At 74.1% G+C, this 25,615-nt stretch carries 21 protein-coding genes; 9 read left to right on the forward strand and 12 right to left on the reverse strand.

Annotated features, from left to right (window positions below; translation table 11 throughout):
* Positions 1-50: 50 nt before the first annotated feature.
* From IEY78_RS12120 to IEY78_RS12135, 4 genes are all read right to left on the reverse strand, one after another.
* Complete coding sequence (locus IEY78_RS12120; protein ID WP_189097668.1) at positions 51-596, reverse strand: O-acetyl-ADP-ribose deacetylase; 546 nt, start codon at positions 594-596, stop codon at positions 51-53.
* A 53-nt stretch (positions 597-649) separates the two neighbouring features.
* Positions 650-2,071 carry a phytoene desaturase family protein gene (locus IEY78_RS12125; protein ID WP_189097669.1) on the reverse strand — a complete coding sequence of 474 codons (1,422 nt, stop codon included), beginning with the start codon at positions 2,069-2,071 and terminating at the stop codon, positions 650-652.
* A 40-nt stretch (positions 2,072-2,111) separates the two neighbouring features.
* Positions 2,112-2,945, reverse strand: coding sequence for an inositol monophosphatase family protein (locus IEY78_RS12130; protein ID WP_189097670.1), 834 nt, complete (start codon positions 2,943-2,945; stop codon positions 2,112-2,114).
* A 177-nt stretch (positions 2,946-3,122) separates the two neighbouring features.
* Positions 3,123-5,000: a gamma-glutamyltransferase family protein gene (locus tag IEY78_RS12135; RefSeq protein WP_189097671.1), complete on the reverse strand. Its 1,878-nt coding sequence runs from the start codon at positions 4,998-5,000 to the stop codon at positions 3,123-3,125.
* Between the two features lie 152 nt (positions 5,001-5,152).
* Here IEY78_RS12135 and IEY78_RS12140 point away from each other — a divergent pair, with 152 nt between their 5' ends.
* A complete protein-coding gene (locus IEY78_RS12140; RefSeq protein ID WP_189097672.1) occupies positions 5,153-5,917 on the forward strand; it encodes an SIR2 family NAD-dependent protein deacylase in 765 nt (254 codons plus the stop codon).
* A gap of 234 nt (positions 5,918-6,151) precedes the next feature.
* Complete coding sequence (locus tag IEY78_RS12145) at positions 6,152-6,280, forward strand: DUF397 domain-containing protein (protein ID WP_189097673.1); 129 nt, start codon at positions 6,152-6,154, stop codon at positions 6,278-6,280.
* An 82-nt stretch (positions 6,281-6,362) separates the two neighbouring features.
* Here IEY78_RS12145 and IEY78_RS12150 read toward each other — a convergent pair whose 3' ends face one another.
* The 3 genes from IEY78_RS12150 to hydA all read right to left on the reverse strand — a co-directional run bounded on the left by IEY78_RS12150 (position 6,363) and on the right by hydA (position 10,493).
* Entirely contained in the window at positions 6,363-7,916 is a 1,554-nt protein-coding gene (locus IEY78_RS12150) for an NCS1 family nucleobase:cation symporter-1 (RefSeq protein WP_189097674.1), read from the reverse strand.
* Positions 7,917-8,073: 157 nt separating this feature from the next.
* Positions 8,074-9,072: a TIGR03842 family LLM class F420-dependent oxidoreductase gene (locus IEY78_RS12155; protein WP_189097675.1), complete on the reverse strand. Its 999-nt coding sequence runs from the start codon at positions 9,070-9,072 to the stop codon at positions 8,074-8,076.
* An 11-nt stretch (positions 9,073-9,083) separates the two neighbouring features.
* The gene (gene hydA / locus IEY78_RS12160; protein WP_189097676.1) at positions 9,084-10,493 is read right to left on the reverse strand and encodes a dihydropyrimidinase; all 1,410 of its coding nucleotides are present in this window, start codon (positions 10,491-10,493) and stop codon (positions 9,084-9,086) included.
* 369 nt (positions 10,494-10,862) lie between these two features.
* Between hydA and IEY78_RS12165 the strand changes: the two genes are divergently transcribed.
* Positions 10,863-11,747 (forward strand): ABC transporter substrate-binding protein, encoded by an 885-nt coding sequence (locus IEY78_RS12165; RefSeq protein ID WP_189097677.1) that lies wholly within the window; start codon positions 10,863-10,865, stop codon positions 11,745-11,747.
* 118 nt (positions 11,748-11,865) lie between these two features.
* On the opposite strand, the gene IEY78_RS12170 is transcribed toward IEY78_RS12165, so the two are convergent.
* Positions 11,866-13,188 (reverse strand): aspartate aminotransferase family protein, encoded by a 1,323-nt coding sequence (locus IEY78_RS12170; RefSeq protein ID WP_189097678.1) that lies wholly within the window; start codon positions 13,186-13,188, stop codon positions 11,866-11,868.
* The gene (locus IEY78_RS12175) at positions 13,185-14,027 is read right to left on the reverse strand and encodes a nitrilase-related carbon-nitrogen hydrolase (protein ID WP_189097679.1); all 843 of its coding nucleotides are present in this window, start codon (positions 14,025-14,027) and stop codon (positions 13,185-13,187) included. Before IEY78_RS12175 ends, IEY78_RS12170 begins: the two co-directional genes overlap by 4 nt.
* A gap of 183 nt (positions 14,028-14,210) precedes the next feature.
* On the opposite strand from IEY78_RS12175, the gene IEY78_RS12180 reads away from it, so the two are divergent.
* From IEY78_RS12180 to IEY78_RS12190, 3 genes are all read left to right on the forward strand, one after another.
* The gene (locus IEY78_RS12180; RefSeq protein WP_189097680.1) at positions 14,211-14,642 is read left to right on the forward strand and encodes a MarR family winged helix-turn-helix transcriptional regulator; all 432 of its coding nucleotides are present in this window, start codon (positions 14,211-14,213) and stop codon (positions 14,640-14,642) included.
* Complete coding sequence (locus IEY78_RS12185) at positions 14,639-16,129, forward strand: MFS transporter (protein WP_229699888.1); 1,491 nt, start codon at positions 14,639-14,641, stop codon at positions 16,127-16,129. Before IEY78_RS12180 ends, IEY78_RS12185 begins: the two co-directional genes overlap by 4 nt.
* An 86-nt stretch (positions 16,130-16,215) precedes the next feature.
* Entirely contained in the window at positions 16,216-16,770 is a 555-nt protein-coding gene (locus tag IEY78_RS12190; protein ID WP_189097681.1) for an isochorismatase family protein, read from the forward strand.
* A gap of 3 nt (positions 16,771-16,773) precedes the next feature.
* Here IEY78_RS12190 and IEY78_RS12195 read toward each other — a convergent pair whose 3' ends face one another.
* Both IEY78_RS12195 and ggt read right to left on the reverse strand, forming a co-directional pair.
* Positions 16,774-18,261, reverse strand: a complete 1,488-nt coding sequence (locus tag IEY78_RS12195; RefSeq protein WP_189097682.1) for an amidase — start codon at positions 18,259-18,261, stop codon at positions 16,774-16,776.
* A gap of 194 nt (positions 18,262-18,455) precedes the next feature.
* Positions 18,456-20,285, reverse strand: coding sequence for a gamma-glutamyltransferase (gene ggt / locus IEY78_RS12200; RefSeq protein WP_189097683.1), 1,830 nt, complete (start codon positions 20,283-20,285; stop codon positions 18,456-18,458).
* Positions 20,286-20,532: 247 nt separating this feature from the next.
* Between ggt and IEY78_RS12205 the strand changes: the two genes are divergently transcribed.
* Together IEY78_RS12205 and IEY78_RS12210 are read left to right on the forward strand one after the other, a co-directional pair.
* Complete coding sequence (locus IEY78_RS12205) at positions 20,533-21,276, forward strand: hypothetical protein (protein WP_189097684.1); 744 nt, start codon at positions 20,533-20,535, stop codon at positions 21,274-21,276.
* Between the two features lie 71 nt (positions 21,277-21,347).
* Complete coding sequence (locus tag IEY78_RS12210; protein ID WP_189097685.1) at positions 21,348-22,448, forward strand: calcium:cation antiporter; 1,101 nt, start codon at positions 21,348-21,350, stop codon at positions 22,446-22,448.
* A gap of 22 nt (positions 22,449-22,470) precedes the next feature.
* Here IEY78_RS12210 and IEY78_RS12215 read toward each other — a convergent pair whose 3' ends face one another.
* Positions 22,471-24,399 carry an APC family permease gene (locus IEY78_RS12215; RefSeq protein WP_229699889.1) on the reverse strand — a complete coding sequence of 643 codons (1,929 nt, stop codon included), beginning with the start codon at positions 24,397-24,399 and terminating at the stop codon, positions 22,471-22,473.
* Positions 24,400-24,574: 175 nt separating this feature from the next.
* On the opposite strand from IEY78_RS12215, the gene IEY78_RS12220 reads away from it, so the two are divergent.
* Positions 24,575-25,420, forward strand: coding sequence for a polysaccharide deacetylase family protein (locus IEY78_RS12220; protein ID WP_189097686.1), 846 nt, complete (start codon positions 24,575-24,577; stop codon positions 25,418-25,420).
* Positions 25,421-25,615: the final 195 nt, after the last annotated feature.

Genomic DNA, 25,615 nt, shown 5'->3' on the forward strand with positions numbered 1-25,615 from the left:
GAATCCGACATCGAGGTCGGACCACCTGGGCCCGCGGCGCTCACCGCACGTCAGCTGCCGGTCTCCGCCAGGGCCGCCGCGAAGGCCTCCCGTGCCCGGTCGTCGAACACGACGAAGCGGATCTCGTCGAAGGCGTCGGGGGCCTCGGCGACGGCGGCGCGCACGGTGGTGACGGCGGTGTGTGCGCCGTCGGCGAGCGGCCAGCCGTAGACGCCGGTGGAGATCGCCGGGAAGGCGACCGTCCGCGCGCCCAGCTCGCCGGCCACCCGCAGGGACGCGCGGTAGCAGGAGGCGAGCAGATCGCCGCGGTCCTCACTGGCGGAGTGCACCGGCCCGACCGTGTGGATGACCCAGCGCGCCGGCAGCCGGCCCGCGGTGGTGGCGACGGCCTGGCCGGTGGGCAGCCCGCGGCCGTAGTGGCCGTCGCGCAGGGCGCGGCACTCGGACAGGATGTCGGGGCCGCCGCGCCGGTGGATCGCGCCGTCCACTCCCCCGCCCCCGAGGAGCGAGGAGTTGGCCGCGTTGACCACGGCGTCCACGGTCTGCTCGGTGATGTCGCCCCGGACGAGGGTGAGAGAGGTGCGGGAGGTGTTCATGGCGTCCCACCCTAGGGTGTCGTCCGCCGTCAGGGGCGGTGTCCGCACCGCCGTCAGCGGCGGTGTCCGCGCAGCCGCCGCCAGACCGCCTTGGCCGCGTAGTGGCCGGACATGCCGTGGACGCCGGGGCCGGGCGGGGTGGCCTGCGAGCAGAGGAAGACGGCGGGGTGGGCGGTCTCGTACGGGACGCGGGCGAGCTTGGGGCGGATGAGCAGCCGCAGGCCGGCCGCGGAGCCGGTGGCGGTGTCGCCGCCGACGTAATTGGCGTTGCGGGCGGCGAGTTGGGGCGGGCCGGCGACCGCGCGGGCCAGGACCAGGTCGCGGAAGCCGGGGGCGAAGCGCTCGATCTGCCGCTCGACGACCTTGGTGGCATCGCCCTCCCAGCCGTGCGGGACATGGCCGTACGCCCAGAAGGTGTGCTTGCCCTCGGGGGCGCGGGTGGGGTCGACCAGGCTGGGCTGAGCGGTGATCAGGAAGGGGCGGGACGGGTCCTGGCCGTGGGTGGCGGCGTTCAGGGAGGCGGCGATGTCCTCGCTGGTGGGGCCGATGTGGACGGTGCCGGCGCGGCGGGCCGCGGCGGCCGTCCACGGCACCGGGCCCGAGAGGGCGTAGTCGACCTTGAAGACGCTGGGGCCGTACTTGACGTCGCGGTAGGCGTTGCCCAGGCCGGCGATGCGCGCGAGCGCGGTCGGGGAGGTGTCGAAGACGTACGCCCGGGCCGGCGGCAGGTCGTCCAGCCGCTTGACCTCGAAGTCGGTGTGCACCGCCCCGCCGTGGGCGCGCAGCAGCCCGGCGAGGGCGTCGGAGATGGCCTGGGAGCCGCCGCGGGCCACCGGCCAGCCGTGGGCGTGCGCGGCGAGCGCGAACATCAGGGCCATGCCGGAGGTCCCGAAGCCGCTGAGCGGGGCGTTGGCGTGCGCGGCGAGGCCGGCCAGCAGCGCGCGGGCCTTGGGGTCCTGGAAGCGGCGGTTGAGCAGGGTGACCGGCTGCATCGCGACCAGGCCGAAGCGGGCGTAGGTCACCGGGTCCTGGGGCAGGCCCAGCCACTGGGTGCGCAGGAAGTCGTGGGCCATGGCGGCCCACTTGCCGGTGAACGGCGCGACGAGCCTGCGGTAGGTGCCGGCGTCGCGCGGTCCGAAGGACATGGCGGTCTCGCCGACGGAGTGCGCGAGCACGGCGGCGGTGCCGTCCGGGAAGGGGTGGGCCATGGGGACGTCGTGGTGCAGCCACTCCAGGCCGTGGCGCGCCAGCGGCATGGCGGCGAAGGCCGGGGAGCCCGCGCCCGTGGGGTGCACCGCCGAGCAGGGATCGTGGCGGAAGCCGGGGAGGGTCAGCTCCTCGGTGCGGGCGCCGCCGCCGATGGTGTCGCGGGCCTCGAAGACCTCCACGGACATGCCCCGGCGGGCGAGTTCGGCCGCGGCCGTCAGGCCGTTGGGGCCTGCTCCGATCACCACGGCATCCAGCATCCTCGGCACCTGCGCCACTCCCCTCACGTCCGACCCTCATCGGCGAGGGTCAGTTGGCGGCTGCCAGCAGTCCGAGGATACGCCGCGCCGTTTTGGCGTCCCGCGCCGCGGTGAAGGGCAGTGCGTTGCCGCCCTCGATCCGGAAGGGGCGGCCGGCGACCGTGCCGCTGGTGCCGCCCGCCTCCTGGACCAGCAGCAGCCCGGCGGCGTGATCCCAGGCGTTCTCCCAGCTGAAGGCGATGGCGTCGAGGTCGCCGCGGGCTATGTACAGATACTCCAGGCCCGCCGAGCCGCAGGGCCGCGGGGCGATGCCGGCGGTGTCCAGGGTGGCGAGGACCCGCTTCTGGTCGTCGTCGGTGAAGTCGTAGTGGGAGGTGGCGACATCGAGGACGGCGCCCGGCGCGGGGCTGCCGGCGTGCAGCGGTACGCCGTTCAGCTCGGCGCCGGCGCCGCGGCGGGCGACGGCCAGCAGGCCGAGCGCGGGGGCGTAGGTCCACGACGCGAGCACCTCGCCACGGTGGGCGAGCGCGACGAGGGTGGCGAAGCCGGGGTCGCCGTGCACGAACTGGCGGGTGCCGTCGACCGGGTCGACGATCCAGACGGGGGCGTCGCCGTGCAGCGCGTCGAGCACGGTGGGGTCGGCGTGCACCGCCTCCTCGCCGACCACCCGGGAGCCGGGCAGCAGCTCCGTCAGAGCGGCGGTGAGCTGCTCCTCGGCGCGGCGGTCGGCGACCGTGACGAGGTCGTGCGGGCCGTTCTTCTCGACGATGTCCTCGGCGGCGAGCTGCCGGAAGCGCGGCATGATCTCGTCGGCGGCGGCGCGGCGGACGACGGCCTCGACGGCGGCCAGGTCCAGCCCCGAGAGGTCCGGCGTCAGGGTCATGGGAACAGCATCGGTGCTCTCCGTGATGTCTCCCGCTTGATGGGTACGAATCTGCTCGATCATGTGTCCATCGAACCATGAGCCACTGACACGGCGGCTGGACCGCAGGTGAACTCCCGATGCCGCGGAGGGCACGGCCCGGTACCGGCCGGAGCGGCGCCGCCCCCACCGACCGGCTCAGCGCCCGACCGCGTACCCCTGCATCCCCCGCGGATTCGCCGCCGCGGACAGCACCCCGCTCTCCGGATCCCGGGCCACGGCGCACAGCCGCCCCTCGGACCAGTCGTCACCCACCGTGACCCGGTGACCGCGCCGCCGCAGTTCCTCGACGGTCTCCCGGCCGATCCGGGACTCCACGGTCACGCTCCCCGGCCGCATCCCGCGGGGGAAGAACGAGCTGGGAAACGAGTCCTGGTGCCAGTTCGGGGCGTCGATGGCGCCCTGGAGATCGAGGCCGCCGCGGACCGCCCCGCGCAGCGCCACCGCCAGGAAGAAGTGGACCTGCCACTGGTCCTGCTGATCGCCCCCGGGCGTCCCGAACGCCATCACCGGCACCCCGTCGCGCAGCGCCAGGGACGGGGTGAGGGTGGTGCGGGGGCGGCGGCCCGGGGTGAGGGAGTTCGGCAGGCCCTCCTCCAGCCAGGCCATCTGGAGCCGGGTGCCGAGCGGGAAGCCGAGCCCCGGGACGACGGGGTTGGACTGCAGCCAGCCGCCGGAAGGGGTGGCGGAGACGAGGTTGCCCCAGCGGTCGACGATGTCGAGGTGGCAGGTGTCGCCGCGGGTGGCGCCGTTCCGGTCGATCTCCGGGGCGACCTCCGCGGGCACCGCGCCGGACCTGGCACCCGTGGGACCCGCGCCGGACCAGCCGCCCCCTACGGTCGGCTCGCCCGCCCCGCTGCCGCCGTGCACCGTCGTGCCGAGGCCGTCCGTCCCCGCCGCGGCCGCCAGCGCGTGCCGGCTCAGCCGCGGCGTGCGGCCGTCCGGGCTGCCGGGCCGCAGGGCGTACGAAGCCCGCTCGCCGATGAGGGCCCGGCGCGCGGCGTTGTAGCGGTCGCCGAGGAGGGTGTCGAGCGGCACGTCCCGGGCGTCGCCGTACCAGGCCTCGCGGTCGGCCATCGCCAGCTTGCCGCCCTCGATGAGCAGATGGACGTACTCGGGGCTGCCGTAGGCGGGCAACTCCGGTGGCAGCAGCGCGAGTTGCTGGAGGAAGACCGGGCCCTGGGACCAGCCGCCCGCCTTGGCGACGGTCCAGCCGTTCCAGTCGTGGGTGACCGGCTCCTCGTAGGTGGCGGCGAAGGCGGCCAGGTCGTCGCCGGTGAGGGTGCCCGCGTGGCGTTCCCCGGAGGTGTCCATGGCCGGGCGGGCCGCGAAGGCGGCGAGCGCCTCGCCGATGAACCCCTCGCGCCAGATGCGGCGGGCGGCGTCGAGCTGCGCCTCACGGCCGGCCGACACGGCCTCCGCCTCCGCGATCAGCCGCCGCCAGGTGGCCGCCAGCGGACGGTTCCTCAGCAGCCCGCCGGGCGCGACGGACCTCCCGCCCGGGAGGTAGATCTCGGCGGAGGAGGTCCACTCCGTCTCGAAGAGCGCACGGACCGTCTCGACGGCCGCGCCGATCCGCTCGACGGCGGGATGGCCGTGCTCGGCGTACCCGATGGCGTACCGCAGCACCTCGGCGAGGGACTTGCTGCCGTGGTCGCGCAGCAGCAGCATCCAGGCGTCGAAGGCGCCGGGGACCGCGGCGGCCAGCGGCCCGGTGCCGGGGACCAGGTCGAGTCCGAGGCCGGTGTAGTGCGCCACGCTCGCGCCGGCCGGCGCCGGGCCCTGGCCGCACAGCACCCGCACCGGCCCGCCGGCGGGCGCCAGGATGATCGGCACCTCGCCCGCCGGCCCGTTCAGATGCGGCTCCACGACGTGCAGCACGAACCCGGCGGCCACCGCCGCGTCGAAGGCGTTGCCCCCGTCCTCCAGGACAGCCATCGCGGACTGCGACGCCAGCCAGTGCGTGGTGGAGGCCATCCCGAAGGTGCCTTGGAGGGTCGGACGGGTGGTGAACACGGTGGCTCCTCCGGTGTGGGTGGGGCGCCATCACCGTACGGCGACACGACAGCACTGCGCACCGGGCCTGCGCCCCGGAGCTTCCGGCACGCCTCGCCCGCCTCCCCCGAATCCACTCGCCCCACCCGCACCCGCTGCGTACCCTCGGCCCCATGACCGGCACCGATGCGTCCCCCGACCAGGCGCCCCGCCGCCCCCTCGTCGCCCTCCTCACCGGGGCGGGGATCTCGACCGACTCCGGGATCCCCGACTACCGCGGGCCGAACGGGCTGTGGCGGCGGGACCCGGAGGCGGAGAAGCTCGTCACGTACGACGCGTACATGGGCGATCCGGAGATCCGGCGGCGCTCGTGGCGGATGCGGCAGGAGAGCCCGGCCTTCCGGGCGCGGCCGAACGCCGGGCACGAGGCGGTGGCCCGCCTGGAGCGGTCCGGGACGCCGGTGCGGGTGATCACGCAGAACGTGGACGGGCTGCACCAGCTCGCCGGCGTACCCGCGCGCAAGGTCCTCGAACTGCACGGCACCGTACGGGCGGTGGTCTGCACCGGCTGTGAGGCGCGGTCGTCCATGGCGGAGGCCCTGGACCGGGTGGCCGCGGGCGAGCCCGATCCGGCGTGTCTGGCGTGCGGCGGGATCCTGAAGTCGGCGACGGTGATGTTCGGCCAGCATCTGGATCCGCAGGTGCTCGGCACGGCCCTGAGCGTGGCGAAGGCGGCAGAGGTCTTCCTCGCCGTCGGCAGCACGCTCCAGGTCCAGCCCGCCGCCTCGCTCGCCGCCGTGGCGGCCGACCACGGCGCCCGACTGATCATCGTCAACGCCGAGCCGACCCCGTACGACGACCGCGCCGACGAGGTCATCCGCGAACCGATCGGCACGGCCCTGCCGAGGCTTCTGGAGGGGCTGGCGGCGGGCCGCTGACGGGGCCGGTCTCAAAGGGTCCAGGAGTTGGCCGGATCGTCCAGCCACACCCGTTCGCCGTCCGCGGTCACAGTCAGACCGAACCGCGAAGGGTCCGGACGGCCGTGGCCGTCCCAGTGATCGTCGTGGCGGACTCGACGCCCTCCGGCACGCTCCCCGTGACGTACTCGGAGTGGGGCCGGGGGACGAAGCCTTGGGACCGGAGCTTCATGAACTCCACAGGGCACCACCACCGTGTTGCAGGCGCGCGGCACCGTTCCCATCCGGGACAGCAAGGAACCCAACGGACCGGCCTTGGCCTTCGAGCCATCGGCATGGTCGGCGTTCATCACTGGCGTACGGGCGGGGGACTTCACCGCGTAGGCGTGTACGCCGACATACCAACGGCCCCCTCCCTGGCCGGCGAATTCCAGGAGGGGGCCTAGGTGTTGCCCGGTGGGCAGGGTCAGACCGCCCGGTCCCCGCGCCCGGACGCCGTGGTCATGAGGAGCGTGTAGAGGGCCAGGGCGGTGCACAGGCCGACGGCCCAGCCGTAGTCGGCCAGGGGTCTGAGGAAGGGGATCAGGCCGTCGGTGGGGAACGGGCCTTTGCCGGGGCGGGAGTAGGAGCCGCCGACCGCGAGCAGGCCGCCGACGGCGAAGGAGAGGACGGCGCGCCAGTTCCAGCCGGACGCGTACCAGTAGCGGCCGCCGGGGCGGTAGAGGTCGGTGAGGTCGAGGACGGTGCGGCGGATGATCCAGTAGTCGGCGATGAGGATGCCGGCGACCGTGCCGAGCAGCCCGCCGACCACGCCGAGCCAGGTGAAGATGTACAGCTCGGGGGTGGCGGTGAGCTTCCACGGCAGGATGACCACGCCGACCACACCGGTGATCAGCGCGCCCCGGCGGAAGGTGATGAGCTTCGGCGCCAGATGGGCCAGGTCGTAGGCCGGCGAGACCACGTTGGCGGCGATGTTGACGGAGATCGTCGCGATCAGGACCGTGACCAGCGCGAAGAGCAGACCGAAGACGCTGTCGGACTTCCCGGCCAGGGCGACCGGGTCCCAGATCGGCGCCCCGTACACCGCCTGCGAGCCGGAGGTGACCAGGACGGAGAGCAGGGCGAACACCGTCATCGTGGTCGGCAGGCCCAGGGACTGCCCCCAGACCTGGGCCCGCTGGCCGGCGCCGAAGCGGGTGAAGTCGGGGATGTTGAGGGACAGGGTCGCCCAGAAGCCGATCATGCCCATGAGGGCGGGGAAGAAGACCTTCCAGAAGCCGTGGCCCCAGCCCAGGGCGCTCGGCTGGTCCAGCAGCGGGCCGAAGCCGCCCGCCTGGTACGCCACCCAGCCGAGCAGCGCCAGCGCGCCGACGAGGACGAAGGGCGCGGCCCAGTTCTCGAAGCGGCGCAGGGTCTCCATGCCCCGGTGGATGATGGCGAGTTCGACGGCCCAGAAGGCCAGGAAGCAGAGCCACAGCGTCCAGGGGTAGCCGCCCACGGTGGCCGCCTTCGCCCAGCCGCCGCCGAAGATCTTGCCCAGCAGGATGTAGATGCCCTGGCCGCCGATCCAGGTCTGGATGCCGAACCAGCAGCAGGCCACGGCGGCGCGCACCAGCGCGGGCAGATTGGCGCCGCGCAGCCCGAACGACGCCCGCGCCAGGACGGGGAACGGGATGCCGTACTTGGGGCCCGCGTGCCCCGTGAGCAGCATCGGGACCAGGACGACGACATTGGCCAGAGCGATGGTGAAGACCGCCTGGAGCCAGTCCATGCCGAGCGCGACCAGCCCGGAGGCGAGCGTCCAGGAGGGGATGTTGTGCGCCATGCCGACCCACAGGGCGGTGAAGTTGTAGGTGGTCCAGCGGCGTTCGGCCAGCGGGACGGGCCGCAGGTCGTCGTTGACGTAGCGGCCGTGCGGGGCGATGGCGCCCGGTGCGGGCTCGACGCGGCCGTCCGGGGCGGTGCGCTGCCCGGGCGCTATGGGGAGATCCGGCGGCACGGGTGCGGGAGTCGCGGGCATACGGGGACCTTTCGTCCGGGTACGGGCCGCCGGCTGCCGGGCGGCGGGGCGGGGCGGCGGCCCGCGGGAAGCCGGTCCGGGGTCCGGTGGCCGGACCGGCCCCCCGGCCACCGGACCCCGGCCCCGCGGCCGCGAGGGGCCGCGCCCCGGCGCCCGTTCAGGCGAACGCGGGGATCAGCTCGGTTCCGTAGGCGTCGATGGTGGCTTCCTTGGCGTCGTGCATGGCGTAGACCGCGAACTGGTCGACGCCCAGCGCCTTGAGCTGCTCCAGCCGCTCGCGGTGCGCGGCGACCGGGCCGAGCAGGCAGAAGCGGTCGATGACCGCGTCCGACACGAAGCCCGCGTCCGGGTTGCCCGACCGGCCGTGGTGCGCGTAGTCGTAGCTCTCCCGGGACTCGATGTAGGCGGTCAGCTCCTCGGGGACCAGGCCGGAGCGGTCGCCGTAGCGTGCGACGAGGTCGGCGACGTGGTTGCCGACCATGCCGCCGAACCAGCGGCACTGCTCGCGGGCGTGGTCCAGGTCGTCGCCCACATAGGCCGGTGCGGCGACACAGATCGTGAGGTCGGCGGGGTCGCGGCCGGCGTCCGTCGCGGCCTGCCGGACGGCCTTGACCATCCACTCGGTGAGGAAGGGGTCGGCCAGCTGGAGGATGAAGCCGTCGGCCAGTTCGCCGGCCATGGCGAGGGCCTTGGGCCCGTAGGCGGCCATCCACACGGGGAGCTTGCCGTCCTTGATCCAGGGGATCTTGATCCGGTGGTCGCCGATATACGCCTCCCGGCCCTCGGCCAGCTCGCGGATGACGCCGATCGCCTGGCCCAGCCGGGCCAGGGTGTTGGGCGGCCGCCCGGCCACGCGCATCGCGGAGTCGCCCCGGCCGATGCCGCAGACCGTGCGGTTGCCGTACATCTCGTTGAGGGTGGCGAAGGTGGAGGCGGTGACCTCCGGCGTACGGGTCGAGGGGTTGGTGACCATCGGACCGACGATCAGCCGCTCGGTGTGTTCCAGGATGCGGCTGTAGAGGACGAACGGTTCCTGCCACAGCACGGTCGAGTCGAAGGTCCAGCCGTAGCGGAAGCCGTTGCGCTCGGCGCGGCGCATCAGGGACACCACGGCGGAGGAGGGCGGGTCGGCTTGCAGAACAACTCCGAAGTCCACGGCGGCGCTCCTTAGATGAGGTACTGGCAGGTGCCGCGCGGGATGTACTGGCCGTGCCCCGCGTGCCCGGTGAACTCCCGCTTGTCGATGACGAGTTCGCCCCGGGAGAGGACCGTCTCGACGCGGCCGGTGAGCCGCTTGCCCTCGTACGGCGAGTAGTCGACGTTCATGTGGTGGGTCTCGGCGGAGAGGGTCTGCTCGGCGGTGGGGTCGTAGAGGACGATGTCGGCGTCGGCGCCGGGGGCGATGGTGCCCTTCTTCGGGTAGAGGCCGAACATCCGGGCCGGGGTGGCGCAGGCGATCTCGATCCAGCGCCGGCGGCTGATCCGGCCCTCCACGACACCCTGGTGGAGCAGGTCCATCCGGTTCTCCACCCCGGGCATCCCGTTGGGGATCTTGGAGAAGTCGCCGCGGCCCAGCTCCTTCTGCCCCTGAAAGCAGAAGGGGCAGTGGTCGGTGGAGACCACCTGGAGGTCGTTGGTGCGCAGCCCGCGCCACAGCGCCGCCTGGTGCTCACGGGGCCGCAGCGGCGTGGAGCAGACGTACTTGGCGCCCTCGAAGTCCGGCTCGGCGAGGTTGTCGGTGGACAGGAACAGATACTGCGGGCAGGTCTCACCGAAGACGTTCAGCCCCTTGTCGCGGGCCTGGGCGATCTCGGCGAGGGCCTCCTCGGCGGAGACATGGACGACATAGAGCGGGGCGCCGGCGACCCGCGCCAGCTGGATGGTGCGGTGGGTGGCCTCGGCCTCCAGCAGGACCCGGCGGACCTCGCCGTGGTAGCGCGGGTCGGTCTTCCCCTCGGCCAGCGCCTGTTCGACCAGGACGTCGATGGCGATGCCGTTCTCGGCGTGCATCATCACCAGCCCGCCGTTGTCGGCCGAGCGCTGCATGGCCCGCAGGATCTGCCCGTCGTCGCTGTAGAAGACCCCGGGGTAGGCGGTGAACAGCTTGAAGGAGGTGACGCCCTCCGCGACCAGGAGGTCCAGTTCCTTGAGGGTGTGCTCGTTGACGTCCGAGAGGATCATGTGGAACGCGTAGTCGATGGCACACCGGGCGTCGGACTTGGCGTGCCAGGTGTCCAGGCCGTCGCGCAGCGACTTGCCGCGGGTCTGCACCGCGAAGTCGATGAGGGTGGTGGTGCCGCCCCAGGCCGCGGCGCGGGTCCCGGTCTCGAAATTGTCGGAGGAGAAGGTTCCGCCGAAGGGGAAGTCCAGGTGGGTGTGCGCGTCGACGCCGCCCGGAATGACATATTTGCCGGTGGCGTCGAGGACCCGGTCCGCCGCCCCGGCCCAGCTCTCCGCGCCGGGGCTGCCGTGTGCGGCGAGGGCGGCGATCCGGCCCTCCTCCACGAGGACATCGGCGTGGATCTCATCGGCGGCAGTGATCACCAGACCGCCCCGGATGAGCGTACGTCCCACCATCCCTGCTCCCTTCCGCATCAGCGACATCCGTGGCACCGGAAGGCGGAGCCCGACGCGCACCGTCCCCTCGGCAGGTCCGCTCCACTGACGCCACGTCACCACCGGTCTACACCCGTAGATTCCGGCCGAGAGGGAGACCGTAGAAGCATGTCACCCACGGTGGCAATACCGTGACCGTGAATCAGTGGAGACCGCCGTGTTGCGCCGACGATCAGCTGGACGGTTGAACGCGGGGCCGGGCCGGGGTGCGCACGGCGGGGCCGGAGGGGTGCGGGGGCGGCCCGATGGGCAGGTATCCGCCGACGCGGGCGGGGACCCTCGCGAGCGGGCGCCGCGGCACCCGACAAACGACGCGGAAGGCGGCAGGTCATGGACCGGAGCACACCGTGGGAGTTCTCCGACGACCGGGGGCGCCTCGCGGTGGCCGGGGCGCGTCCGCATCGGATCGTGGCGTACATACAGGCGGGGGCGACGCTGTGGGACCACGGGATACGGCCCGTGGGGCTGTTCGGGTCCCCGCACGACGGCGCCGCCCCCGACCCCGCCAAGAGCGGGGAGCTGCCGCTCGGCGAGATCGGCTACCTCGGGTCGGGCCACGCGCTGCACCCGGACGCCGTCCTGGCGGCCGAGCCGGATCTGGTGGTGGCGGTGACCTACGACGGCGAGCAGGTCTACGGGCTGGAGCAGAAGACGGCGCTGGAGCTGGAGGCGCATGTCCCGCTCGCCACGGTCGCGGTGGGCCCCGGCCGCAGCCTCGCCGAGGTGCGCGAGCGGTTCGCGGCGCTGGCCGGCTCGCTCGGCCGGGGCGAACCCCTCGGCGCCGCACGGGAGTTGGACGCCGCGGAGGACGCCCTGCGGCAGGCGGCCGGCGGCGCGGTGCGGCCGCGGGTGCTGGCGCTGTCGCCCGCGGGTCCCGAGCGGGTGCATCTGGCCCGGCCCGGCTCGTGGCCGGAGCTGCGGGCGCTGGTCGAACACGGCGTGGGGCTGCTGGAGCCGGCGGCGGGGGCCGGGCTGAACTGGTCCACGGTCGGCTGGGCGGACGCGGCGGCGATGGACCCGGACATCGTGCTGATGGACGTGCGGGGCAACGCCGCCCGGCCCGGGGAGCTGCGGACCGACGAGCACTGGCGCGCGATCGAGGCCCGGGCCCGGCTGTTGCCGTGGAACCCGGAGGCCCCGTGCAGCCGGCGGGCGCACACCCGCTTCTTCACCCTGGTGGCCGAGACGGTCCGGGAGTCGGCGGCGCGGGCGTAGGCCGTGGGGCGCGGTGCGCGCAGGTGGTGCCAGCTGTCGTGCCGGGGTCAGCGGCCGGAGCGGGAACACCCGCCCCGACCGAGCCGCCGGAAGCACTGCGCCTTGGAAGCCCCCTCGCCTAGGAAGGCATCAGCATCCCCTGTGCCGCCTGGAGGGCGTCCGCGAGCAGTGCCGCGCCCTCTTCCGCCTCGGCGACGGTCAGCGTCATCGGGGGCGCGATGCGCAGCGAGGCACCGCCCTGGCCGCCCTTGCCGATCAGCAGGCCGCGCTCCCGGGCGGCCTCGACGACCAGTGACGCGGCCTCGGGCGCGCGCTCGTCGGTGCCGGGGCGGACGAGTTCGACGCCGATCATCAGGCCGCGGCCGCGCACCTCCCGGACGATGTCGAGGCCGGCGGTCACCGCCCGCAGTCGTTCGATGAGCAGTCCGCCGACCCGCCGGGCGTTGCCCTGGAGGTCGTGTTCGAGGAGGTAGTTGAGGTTGGCGAGGCCCGCGGCCATGGTGACGGGGCTGCCGCCGAAGGTGGAGATGGAGTTCGCGCCCAGCGAGTTCATCACCTCGGCACGGGCCACCACGCCGCCGATGGCCATGCCGTTGCCGATGCCCTTGGCGAAGGTGAGCAGGTCCGGCGGGCCGTTCTCGGCGTGCGCCTGCCAGCCCCAGAAGTGGTCGCCGGTGCGGCCCCAGCCGGTCTGCACCTCGTCACTGATCCAGAGGATGCCGTGCCGGGCGAGCACCTCGCGGAAGGCGGCGTAGAGGCCGTCCGGCGGCATGGTGAACCCGCCGACGCCCTGGACCGGCTCGGCGATCAGCGCGGCGACGCCGCCCGCGGTCTGCTGGAGCATGTCCTCCAGGTCGGCGACGCAGGCCGCGGTGTACTCGGCGTCGCTCAGCGCGGCGTACGGGCCGCGGCTGCGCACCCCGCCATGGACGTAGAGGGTCTGCAGCGGCGAGAGGCTGGTCGGGGACCAGCTCTGGTTGCCGGTGATGCCGACGGTGGAGAAGGAGCGGCCGTGGTAGCTGTTGCGCATCGCCAGGATCTGGTTGGAGCGGCGGTGCGTGGTGGCCAGCAGCAGGGCCGCGTCGTTGGCCTCGGTGCCGGAGGTGGTGAAGAAGACCCGGGCGTCGGGGATGCCGGACAGCGCCGTGATCCGCTCGGCCAGGTCGACCATGGGGCGGGAGAGGTAGAGCGTCGAGGTGTGGATGATGCGGCCGGCCTGCTCGCTGACGGCCTTGGTCACCTCGGGCAGCGCGTGGGCCGTCATCGTGGTGAGGATGCCGCCGAAGAAGTCGAGGTAGCGGTTGCCGTCGGCGTCCCAGACGTGCCGGCCCTCGCCGTGGGTGAGTTCGAGCGGCCGCTCGTAGTAGAGGCTGAGCCAGGAGGGCAGGACGGCCTGGTGGCGGGCGTGCAGGCCCGCCGGTTCGGGGGGCTGCTGCGTCATGGCTGCACCAGCCCGTCGTACGCGTCGGGGCGGCGGTCGCGGTAGAAGGCCCACTGCTGGCGGACCTCGTCGATCAGGGAGAAGTCGAGGTCGCGGACGACCAGTTCCTCCTTGGAGTCGCTGGCGACCTCGCCGACGAACTGCCCCCGCGGGTCGACGAAGTAGCTGGTGCCGTAGAAGTCGTTGTCGCCGTACTCCTCGACGCCGACCCGGTTGATGGCCGCGATGAAGTACTCGTTGGCGACCGCGGCCGCGGGCTGCTCCAGCTGCCACAGGTAGGCGGACAGGCCGCGGGAGGTGGCGGAGGGGTTGTAGACCAGCTGGGCGCCGTTGAGGCCCAGCTGCCGCCAGCCCTCCGGGAAGTGCCGATCGTAGCAGATGTAGACGCCGACCTTGCCGACGGCGGTGTCGAAGACCGGCCAGCCGATGTTGCCCGGCTTGAAGTAGTACTTCTCCCAGAAGCCCTTGACCTGCGGGATGTGGTGCTTGCGGTAGGCGCCCAGGAAGGTGCCGTCGGCGTCGATGACGGCGGCGGTGTTGTAGTAGAAGCCGGACTGCTCGACCTCGAAGACGGGGACGACGATGACCATGCCGGTCTCGCGGGCCAGGTCCTGCATCCGCCGGACGGTCGGGCCGTCGGGCACCGGCTCGGCCCAGCGGTAGTGCTCGGGCTCCTGCACCTGGCAGAAGTACGGAGCGTTGAAGACCTCCTGGAAGCCGATCACCTTCGCGCCCTGCGCGGCCGCCGCTCTGGCGTACTCCTCATGCTTCGCGATCATCGATTCGGTGTCGCCGGTCCAGGTGGCCTGGACCAGTGCGGCACGCACAACATCGGCCATGAGCTGCTCCTTTGTCGATGCGTCAGCCTGCAGCCCGCGCGGGGATCTACGCGTGTGGAGGTGACCGTAAGCCCCGTCACGCACCGTGGCAAGACCATCTCCCCCGTGGCGCGCCCGTGCGCCTCCCGGGAATATCGACAGGCAACCTTGCAAGTTCACCTGTCGATATCCTAGGCTGGAGGCATGCCGGAAAAGGACCACGAACGCCTCGCGACGGAGCTGGGCTCCGCCGTCTCCCTGCTCATGCGGCAGATGCGCATCGCCTCGCCGCACGGCGAGCTCACCCCGAGCCAGCGCGCCGTGATCTCCCGCATCGACACCGAGGGCGAGGCCACCATCGCCGCCCTGGCCCGCGCCGAACGGGTCCGCCCGCAGTCCATGCGGCTGACCGTCGGGGCGCTGGAGGAGCGCGGCGTCCTCGCCCGCAGCCCGCATCCGACGGACGGCCGCCAGGTCGTCTTCTCCCTCACCGAGGAGGGCCGCCGGATGCTCGCCGTCGTGCGCCAGGCCAAGCACAACTGGCTGGCGGTGGCCATCGCCGACCGGCTGACCCCCGAGGAGCAGCGGACCCTGGCGACCGCCACCGAGCTGATGCGGCGGCTGATGCCGCGATGAACGGGATCCCCACCCCCGCGCGGGACGGCACGGCAGCGGGCGCCGCCATACCGTCCGCGCGCGTCGCCCCGCCCCGGGAGGCCGGTGCGCCTCCCTCCGGCTCCGGATCCGGCCCCGCCTTCGGCGCCCGGCTGATGGCGCCCCTGCTGCTCGGCTCGCTGCTGAACCCGATCAACTCGACGATGATCGCCACGGCACTGGTGGCGATCGGCCAGGACTTCCACGTCGGCGCCGCCGACACCGCCTGGCTGATCTCCGCGATGTACCTCGCCAGCGCGGTGGGCCAGCCGTCGATGGGGCGGCTCGCCGACCGCGTCGGGCCGCGCCGGGTGTTCGTCGCCGGTGCGCTGACCGTCTGCGCGGCGGGCGTCCTGGGGGCATGCGCCCCGAGCTTCGCGCTGCTGATCGTCTCCCGGGTCGTGCTCGGGATCGGCACCTCGGCCGCCTACCCCGCCGCGATGGCGGTCCTGCGCGCCGAGGCACGGCGCACCGGGGAGCCCACCCCCCGCCGGGTGCTCGGCCGGCTCTCCCTCGCCGCGCTGGGCAGCGCGGCCGTCGGCCCCACGCTCGGCGGGCTGCTGGCCGCGACCGCCGGCTGGCGCGCGGTGTTCGCGGTGAACGTCCCGCTCGCCCTGCTGGCACTGGCCGGCGCGCTCTGCTGGCTGCCCGCCGACCGCAAGGACGCCCACCCGGAGGGCGCACCGGCCGCGTCCGGCTCCCTCGACCCGCTGGGCATGGCCCTGTTCGCCGCGGCGCTGACCTGCGCGATGGCCTTCCTGCTGGGGCTGGCCGACCCGCAGTGGCTGCTGCTGGCGCCGGCCTGCGTGCTCGCGGGCGTCCTGGTGTGGTGGCAGCTGCGCCATCCGGCGCCCTTCATCGACCTGCGGATGCTCGCCCGCAACGGCGCGCTGGTGCGCACGTACCTGCGTCACGGACTGGCCTACCTCGTCATCTACTGCGTGCTGTACGGCTTCAGCCAGTGGCTGGAGCAGGTGCACGGCGCGTCGTCCTTCCAGGCCGGGCTGATCATGCTGCCGATGTCCCTGGCGGCCGCGGTCTGCTCGCTCGTGGGCGCCCGTACCCGCGGCATCCGCGCCCCGCTGACCGTCGCCGCGGTCTTCCTCGCCGCGGGCAGCGGGGTCTTCCTCCTGCTGCAGGGCGCCAGCCCGCTGGTCGCGCTGCTGGTGGCCGGGGCGCTCTTCGGCATCCCGCAGGGCCTGTCCTCGACCGGCAACCAGGCCGCCGTCTACGCCCAGGCCCCGGCCGACGGCGTGGGCGCGGCCGCCGGGCTCCAGCGCACCGCCCAGTACCTCGGCGCCCTCACCGCGGCCGGCCTCATCGGGCTGCTGTACGGGCAGCGCGCCTCGGACTCCGGGCTGCACGCGATCGCCCTGATCGGCGCCGTGCTCGGGCTGCTGCTGCTCGCCCTGACCCTCGCCGACCGCAGCCTGCGGCCCGGCGCCTCCCGGACCGGGACCGGCGGCTGAATCCGGCCATCGGTCCCCCGGCCACCACGGCCACCACCGCCACATCCGTCATAGCGTCACCCTCCGTCACCACCCAAGGAGCACCCGTGCCCGCCACCACCCTCGATGCCACCTCCGCCCTGATACTGGTCGACCTCCAGCGGGGCATCGCCGGTCTGCCCTGCGTCCCGCTGCCCGCCGACGACGTCATCGGGCGCGGCGCCCGGCTGGCCGCCGCGTTCCGGGCCCGCCGGCTGCCCGTCGTCCTGGTGAACGTCACCGGCGGGGCGCCGGGCCGCACCCAGTCCCCGCGGCCGGGCGGCACCCCGCCCGCCGACTGGGCGGAGCTGGTCCCCGAACTCGACCGGCAGAACGGCGACATCCTCGTCACCAAGCAGCAGTGGGGCGCCTTCCACGGCACCAACCTGGACCTGGAGCTGCGCCGCCGCGGGGTCACCCAGGTCGTGGTCGCCGGCATCGCGACCAGCATCGGCGTCGAGTCCACCGCCCGGGCCGCGCACGAGCACGGCTACCACGTCACCGTCGCCACCGACGCGGTGACCGACCTGGACCCCGAGGCGCACCGCAACAGCGTGGAGAAGATCTTCCCGCGGCTCGGCGAGACCGACACGGCCGAGGCGATCCGCGCGCTGCTCGGCTGAGGCTCAGCGCGGCAGGCCGTCGAGCGGCGCCGGGTGGCCGGGCGGGCGCCGCTCGTGCCAGCGCAGCGCGTCCTCCAGCTGGGCGGCCAGCGAGATCAGCAGGGGCTCGGCGTGGGCCGGGCCGAGCAGCTGGGCGCCCAGCGGCAGGCCGCCGGCGCTGAACCCCGCGGGCACGCTCACCCCCGGCCAGCCCAGGACGTTCCACGGCCAGGCGTACGGGCAGGCAGCGATCATGGCCTGATCCGTACGCCAGCCGTTGAGCTTGGCGAGGGTGCCGATGCGCGGGGGCGGGGTGGCGGTGGTCGGCGTCAGCAGGACGTCGTAGGGGCCGAACAGCGCGCCGATGCGGGTCTGTTGGCGCCGTTCGACGGCGCGTGCCCGGCGCAGCACGGGGCCGCCCAGCAGCCGGCCCATCCGCGCCGCCCCCCGCGTCCGGCGGTCCAGCAGGGCGCGGTCGGGGACCCGGTCCGCCCACTCCCCCACACCGGCCGTGGCCCGCGGCACGAAGGCGAGCCCGACCAGCCCGTAGTCCGGTTCGGCCTCCTCGACGAAGTGCCCCAGGCCCGACAGGGTGTGGGCGAGCCCGGTCACCGCGGCCCGGACATCGGGGTGCAGCGGCTTGCGGGTGAAGGTGAGGGGCGCCTTCCAGGACAGCGCGATCCGCAGCCGCCCCGGCTCGCGGCCGGCCGCCTCACGGGCCGCGATGGCGGGCGGCCGGTGCAGATCGCCCTCGTGGTTGCCGCTGGCCACGTCCAGCAGCAGCGCCGCGTCCCCGACCGTACGGGCCAGCGGTCCGATGCCGGTGATGCCCTGGAAGGACTCGGGGTCGGGCCAGGTGGAGATGCGGCCGCGCTGGGGCTTGATGCCGACCAGATGGGACCAGGCGGCGGGGATGCGGACCGAGCCGGCGCCGTCGGTGCCGAGGGCCGCGGGCACCAGCCCGGCCGCGACCGCCGCGGCCGAGCCGCCCGACGAGCCGCCCGGGGTGTGGGCGAGGTTCCAGGGGTTGCAGGTGTTGCCGAAGGCCGGGCCCTCGGTGAACGGCCACTGCCCCAGTTCGCAGGCGTTGGTCTTGCCGACGATGATCGCGCCGGCCGCGCGCAGCCGCCGGACGACCTCGGCGTCGCGCTCCTTGGGCGGGAACTCGCCGGCGCAGCCGAAGGCGGTCGGCTCGCCCGCCACATCGGTGTCGTCCTTGACCGCGACCGGCACTCCGAGCAGCGGCAGCCGCTCCCCGGCCGCCAGCCTGCGGTCGGCCTCCGCGGCCTCGGCCTGCGCCGCCTCGCCGCGCACCCGCCGGAAGGCGTTGACCGTGCCCTGGGTGGCCGCGATCCGCTCCAGCGCGCGCCGTACCAGCGCGGTCGAGGTCACCCGGCCTTCCGCCAGCGCCCGCGCCTGCTCGGCGAGGCCCTCCAACTCCCCGGCCGGTGCGCCGGTGTGCCGGGCCGGGGCCGTCCCGGTCTCGCTGTCCTGGCTCTCGTCAACGCTCACGCTGCGTGCCCTCCCTGGGACCGCTCATTCGAACGAACGGTCCCAGGAGGCTAATCGCCACCTCGACCACCATCAACGGTGCCGCGCGGGGCGGCACATCGACGACACACGGACGGCACACAGCGGCCGGGCGGGTACCGGTGGTGTGCCGTCCGGATCACGCCCCTCGGGGCCGTGGACCGGCGGCGGCGCCGTCACCGCGGGTGGACGACCATGGCCGAGCCGCCGCCGCGCCGCACCTTCTCGGCCGCGGCCAGCCAGCGGCCGTCCGGCAGCCGCTGGACGCCGGTGGCCGCCCCGATCTCAGGGTTCGGCGTGAAGGCGTGGCCGAGCGCTTCGAGTTGGCTGCGCAGCGGGCTGTTCCACAGGGCGGGTTCGAGATCGGTCCGGGCCGCGTTGCGCTGGCTGGCGCGCGGCGCGGCGATGGCGTCGGCCAGCGGCATCCCCCGGTCGAAATGGTTGACCAGGGTCTGCAGCACGGTGGTGATGATGGTCGCGCCGCCGGGCGAGCCGAGCGCCACCACCGGCCGGCCGTGCCGCAGCACGATCGTCGGCGACATGGACGAGCGCGGCCGCTTGCCGGGACCCGGCAGGTTCGGGTCGTGCACGGCCGGGTCGGCGGGCGCGAAGGAGAAGTCCGTGAGCTCGTTGTTCAGCAGGAAGCCGCGGTGCGGGACGACGATGCCGCTGCCGCCGGTCTGTTCGATGGTCAGGGTGTAGGCGACGACATCGCCCCACTTGTCGGCGACGGTCAGATGGGTGGTGTCCTGCCCCTCGTACGTCGTCGGGGCGGCCCTGCCCGCGCTGCCGCAGGGCGTCGGGTGGCGCGGGTCGCCGGGCGCCAGCGGGCTGGTCAGGGCCTTGTCGTCGTGGATCAGGCAGGCCCGGGAGTCGGCGAACCGCTGGGAGGTCAGGCCCCCGGTCGGCACGTCCTCCTGCGCCGGGTCACCGACCCAGCGGCCGCGGTCGGCGAAGGCGATCCGGCTCGCCTCCAGGTAGCGGTGCAGGTACTGCCGCTCGCTCAGGTGGGAGAGGTCGCTGCGCTCCAGGATGTTCAGGGCCTCGGCGACGGTGGTGCCGCCGGAGGAGGACGGCGCCATGCCGTAGACGTCGAGGCCGCGGTAGCGGGTGTGGGTCGGCGCCTGCTTCAGGGACCGGTAGGCGCGCAGGTCGGCGGTGGTCAGCCGGCCGGGCCGCACCCTGCGGGTGGAGCCGGGGCGCACCGCCGGTTTCCGGACGGCCCGGACGAGGTCGCGGCCCAGTGGGCCGTCGTAGAGCGCGCCGACGCCCTTGGCCGCCAACTCCCCGTAGGTGCGCGCCAGATCCGGGTTCCTCAGGGTGGAGCCGACGGCCGGCAGCTCGCCGCCGGGCAGGAAGAGGCCGGCGGTCGCCGGGAAGTCCCGGAAGCGCGCCTCGTTGTCGGCGGTCTGCTGGCGGAAGGTCGCGTCGACGGTGAACCCGTCGGCGGCCAGCCTGCGGGCCGGGGCGAGCACCTGGCCCAGGGACCGGGTGCCCCAGGTGCGCAGGGCGGTGTCCCAGAGGGCGGGGGTGCCCGGGGTGCCGACGCTCAGCCCGCTGGTGACGGCCTGGTCGAAGGGGAGCGGGGTGCCGTGCTCCAGGAAGAGGTCCGTGCCGGCCGAGCGCGGGGCGGTCTCCCGGCCGTCGAGGGTGCGAATCGCGTGCGACCGGGCGTCGTAGGACACGAGGTAGCCGCCGCCACCGATGCCGGCGGAGTAGGGCTCGGTGACCCCGAGGGCGGCGGCGGTGGCGACCGCGGCGTCCACCGCGTTGCCGCCCGCCCTGAGCACCGCGATGCCGGCGGCGGAGGCGTCCGCGTCGACGCTGGAGACGGCGCCGCCGTAGCCGACGGCGACCGGGGCCTTGTGCGGTGCGGTGGCGCGGTCCGGGGCCGCACGGCCGGGGTGGGGTGCTGCCGCGGACCCGGCCGCGGCCGGTATCGCCACCAGGGAGCCGGCCAGCGCGGCGGCCGCTCCCAGGACGGTGAGGCGTCGGACTCTGGTCATACCGGGGTTCCTCCAGGGGCCTGCGAGGGGCGGCAAGGGGCCGGAGCCTACTCGTGCGCCCGGCGCGCGGACAGAGGTGCCGCGGCGGCGGTACGGCCGTGACCGTAGGGACCGGCCGCCCGATGATGTAGGCCGCGGCGGCCCGATTGCGTACGGATCCGGTAGGCCCGCACGGACCGGGACAAGCCGCCCCGCCGCCCCTCCCGCCCTCGAACACCCACCCGGACTGCCGCTACGCTCCCCGGCCATGGACGACACCCTGCAGCTCCTGACCACCGCGGCCGTGGCCCTCGTGGTGGGCCTGGCGGCCGGCTGGGCCGTGCGGTCGGCGGTCGTCGGCCGCAAGCGCACCCGTGAACAGGCCTTCTTCGGGCTGCCGGACGGTTCGGAGTGCGTCCTGGTCACGCACCGGGACAGCTCCTCGGCGCACTGGAGCATCCCGCGCCATGACGCGCTGGCGCTGCTGGGGCTGGCCGCGGTGGTCGAGAACTGCGGCGCGCACCCGGAGATCGCCCCGCACGACACCGGGCTGCAGGGCTTCGGCGCCCGCACCGAGTTCTGCGTCGGCGACCCGACCGCGCACCGCAGGCTGGCGGCCCATCTGTCCAGTCTGCTGCCGGGCGTCGCGGTGCATCCGGGTGACGAATCCGGCGCGGGCCGCGGCACCTTCACCATCGGCGGCTCGGCGTACCGGGTGGAGCCCGGCGCCGTGGAGTACGTGCTGCTGGCCCGGCTGCGGGCCGGTGAGGGGGACCGCCCGGTGTTCCTGGCGGCCGGCCAGCGCCCGGTCACCCACCGGGCCGCGGTCCGCCATCTGGTCCGCAACCGGGCCCGGCTGGCCCGCAAGCACGGCGCCGAGGGCCAGTTCTGCCTGCTGCTGAAGGTGGTCAACTCGCAGGCCTACGGGCCCGATGTCGTCGAGCTGGTCGCCGATGTCACCAAGGCCGCGACCACGGCCGCGGAGCCGAAGGGGCACCGGGCGGCGGCCTGACGAACGGCGCGCGGTCGCCCGGCGTGCCGTCCGAGCGGCAGTCGCCCGGCCGGTCTGCGAGGCTCGGAGGCATGATCGCCGGTCTTCGTTCGTCCCTGCTGCGCTGGAACGTCGCCCTCCCGGTGCTGGCCGTGGTGCTGCTGGCGCTGACCTGGGGCGTGGCGCTGCCGGTGTGGCTGGTGGTGCTGGTGTCGTGCTTCCTGGCCGGGGCGGTGCTGGCCGCGGTGCACCACGCGGAGGTGATCGCGCACCGGGTGGGCGAGCCGTTCGGATCGCTGGTGCTGGCGGTCGCGGTGACCGTCATCGAGGTGGCGCTGATCGTCACCCTGATGGCCGACGGCGGCGCCAAGAGCGCCGGGCTGGCCCGGGACACCGTCTTCGCGGCCGTGATGATCACCTGCAACGGCATCGTCGGACTGTCGCTGCTGGTCGGCTCGCTGAAGCGCCGGGTGGCCGTCTTCAACGCCGAGGGCACGGGTGCGGCGCTGGCCACGGTCGCCACGGTGGCCGGGCTGAGCCTGGTCCTGCCGACGTTCACCACCAGCACCCCGGGGCCGCGGTTCTCCGCTCCGCAGCTGGCGTTCGCCGCGCTGGCCGCGCTGATCCTCTACGGCCTGTTCGTGGCCACCCAGACGGTCCGGCACCGGGACTACTTCCTGCCGGTGACCAGCTCCGGCGAGGTGGTCGAGGGGGCCGATCACGCCGATCCGCCGACCGCCCGGGCCGCGCTGGCCAGCCTCGGGCTGCTGGCGCTGGCGCTGATCGCGGTGGTCGGCCTGGCCAAGGCGGTGTCCCCCACCATCGAGTCGGGGGTGGCCGCGGCCGGGCTGCCGTCGTCCGCCGTGGGCATCGTGATCGCCCTGCTGGTGCTGCTGCCGGAGACCCTCGCGGCGGTCCGCGCGGCGCACCGCGACCGGGTCCAGACCAGCCTGAATCTGGCCCTCGGCTCGGCGATGGCCAGCATCGGGCTGACCATCCCCGCGGTCGCGCTGGCCACCGTCTGGCTGCCGGTCCCCCTGGTCCTGGGGCTCGGCGCGAGCCATATGGTGCTGCTGGCGCTGACCGTGGTCGTCGGCACCCTCACGGTCGTCCCCGGCCGGGCCACCCCGTTGCAGGGCGGCGTCCATCTGGCCCTGCTGGCCGCGTACATCGTGCTGGCCGTCAGCCCGTGAGGCACCGCCGCCGGGAAGGCGGCTACCGGTCGCCGGGCTCCCCGTCCGACAGCCGGTAGGGCACGTTGACCACGTTCACCCCGGGGCCGAACAGCAGCCGGGCCCGCAGCCGCAGCGCGCTCTGGTTGTGCAGCGGCTGCTCCCACCAGCGGCTGACGAGGTGTTCGGGCAGCACGACCGTGACCGCGCCGCCCGGATGCCGCCGGCAGACGTCCTGGACGTGGTCGAGCACCGGCCGGGTGTAGTCGCGGTAGGGCGAGCTGAGCACCTGGAGCGGTACGTCGATGCCATGGGCGTCCCACTGCGCGTGCAGCGCGCGCACCTCGTCCGGATCGACCGCGACGGTCAGCGCGTCCAGAGTGGTCGGGCGCATCGCCCGGGCATAGCCGAGGGCCTTGAGCGCGGGCGCGTCCAGGGCGTTGACCAGCACCATCACATGGCTGCCCGCCGGCTCCCAGGGCCGGGCGCCGGGCGCGGCCGCCAGCTCCCGCTCGACCCGCCGGTAGTGCCGGTGCACCGAGCGCATCCCGGTGAACAGCAGCGGCATGGCGATCACCACGATCCATGCGCCGTGCACGAACTTGGTGAGCAGCACGATGACCAGGACCACCCCGGTGAGCACCGCACCGCACGCGTTGATCGCCTGGGAGCGCCGGTGGCGGTGCCGTTCGCGCCGCGGCAGCCCTGGGGTGGCCAGCTCGGACCGCCAGTGCCGGACCATGCCGGTCTGGGAGAGCGTGAACGAGACGAAGACGCCGATGATGTAGAGCTGGATGAGCCGGGTGAGTTGTGCGTCGAACAGGATGATCAGCCCGATCGCGGCCAGCGCGAGCAGGATGATGCCGTTGGAGAACACCAGCCGGTCACCGCGGTTGCGCAGTTGCCGGGGCAGATAGCGGTCCTCGGCGAGGATCGACGCCAGCATCGGGAAGCCGTTGAAGGCCGTGTTGGCGGCGAGGATCAGCACCCCCGCCGTGAATGCCTGCAACAGGTAGAAGAGGGTGTCGGCGCCGCCGAAGCTGGTGCGGGCGATCTGGGCGAGCGCGGTGGGCATCGCGGTGTCCGGCGGCAGCCCCAGGTCGGTGGGCTGCGCGGCGACATGGACGTCGTAGACCATCGCCAGGACGGTGATCCCGCTGAACATGGTGACGGAGAAGATCCCCATGACCAGCAGCGTGGTGGCGGCGTTGCGGCTCTTGGGCCTGCGGAAGGCGGGCACGCCGTTGCTGATCGCCTCGACGCCGGTCAGCGCGGTGCAGCCGGACGCGAACGCCCGCATCCCCAGCAGGACCAGCGCCAGTCCGGTGTAGCCCGACGCGGCGTGCAGCGGCAGGTCCGCGGACTCGGCGCGGAGGGTCGCGCCGGTGGCCATCCGCACCGCCGCGCACCCGAACATCAGGTAGACGAAGAAGACGAATCCGTAGGTGGGGACGGCGAAGACGCGCCCGGACTCCCGTACGCCGCGCAGATTCATCAGCGCCAGCAGCGCCACGAACCCCACGGACAGCGCCACGTCATGGCCGCCCAGCGACGGGATCGCGGAGGTGATCGCGGCGACGCCGGACACCACGGACACCGCGACGGTCAGCACGTAGTCCACCAGCAGCGCGCTGGCCGCGGTCAGCGCGGCGTTCCGCCCGAGGTTGCGCGCGCTGACGATATAGGCGCCGCCGCCCCCGGGATACGCGTAGCAGGTCTGCCGGTACGAGGCCACGACGACCACCAGCACCAGCACGATGGCGGCCGCGGCGTACCAGGTCAAGGAGAGCAGGGCGACCCCGCCCAGGCCCACCACCAGCAGGATCTCCTCGGTGGCGTAGGCGACCGAGGACAGCGGGTCGCTGCAGAAGATCGGGAGCGCGAGCCGCTTGGGCAGCAGCGTCTCGCCGAGCCGCGCACTGTCCAGCGGACGGCCCACCATCATCCGCTTCGACCGGGAGAAAGGGCTCATACGCGGACAAGCTAGGGGCCGCCCGGTGAGGGTCCGGGGAGGCTCGCGGGGCCGTGCCCGGCGCGGCCGCCCGTCGGCGAAGGGCGCCCGGCCGTGCGGTCCGATCGGGTAGCGAACCCGCCCGCCGCGGTGCCGCTCCCGCCGCCTCCGCGAGCCGCGTGAGAGCACGTGAGGGGTGACATCCGATGAGCACACAAGCAGCCGGCGGGCGTGGTGCAAGGCCGCGCTCGTGCTCGGTGCGCTCTCCGCCGGCCGCCTGCTGCTCCCGTCCGGCACCCCGGAGAGCGGCGGCCCGCACCACAGCGGTCCGCCGGGGTCCGCTACCGCCGGCGCCGGCCGCCCCACCCCGGCCGGGGCCCCCGACGGCTACCGGCTGCGCCCGATGGCCGGCGAGACCTCCCGTTCCGGCCCGGGTGCCTCGCCGCCGCACCCCGAGGTCGCCTTCACGCTGTCCGCCGGCCACCGGGAGGTCTTCCTCACCTTCGACGACGGGCCGCACCCCCGCCACACCCCCGAGATCCTGCGGATCCTGCACCGCCACGGCGCCCGCGCCACGTTCTTCGTCCTCGGCGAGAACGCCGTCGCGTTCCCGGGCCTGTTGCAGGTCATCGCCGACGAGGGGCACGCCGTCGGCAACCACACCTGGAGCCATCCGCAGCTCACCACGCTGCCGCCGGACGCCGTCCGCAGCGAACTCGGCCGCACCAGCAGCCTGATCGAGGACGTCCTGGGCAGCGCCCCCGACCTGGCCCGCGCCCCGTACGGCGCATGGGACGACCCGTCGCTGAGCATCTGCAACGACCTGGGCATGTCGCCGGTCGGCTGGGCGGTCGACTCACGGGACTGGACGACTCCCGGCGCGGCGGCCATCGCCGACACCGTCCTGGACGAGGTCCGTCCCGGCGCGATCGTGCTGTCGCACGACGGTGGTGGCGAGCGCGCCCAGACCGTCCGGGCGCTGGAGTGGTATCTGCCACGTCTGCTGGACGACGGCTTCCGTCCGCTGCGGATCGAGCCGTGACGCCCGGGCGCCCGACGGCGGCCGCACGGGGCGGAGTTCCGCGCCGGACGGTGCCGCCGGGCGCGCCGCGGGCGGCCGGCGGCGACGGGTGAGCGCCGTCACCCGGGATGCCGGAAGCTCTCCCCATGGTTTATCGTTCAATTGGAAGCGGGGCCGCACGACGGTGCCCCGAGGGCCCTTCCCCGGAAGGCCCTC

The organism is Streptomyces kronopolitis, from assembly GCF_014646275.1.
Lineage (GTDB): Bacteria > Actinomycetota > Actinomycetes > Streptomycetales > Streptomycetaceae > Streptomyces > Streptomyces kronopolitis.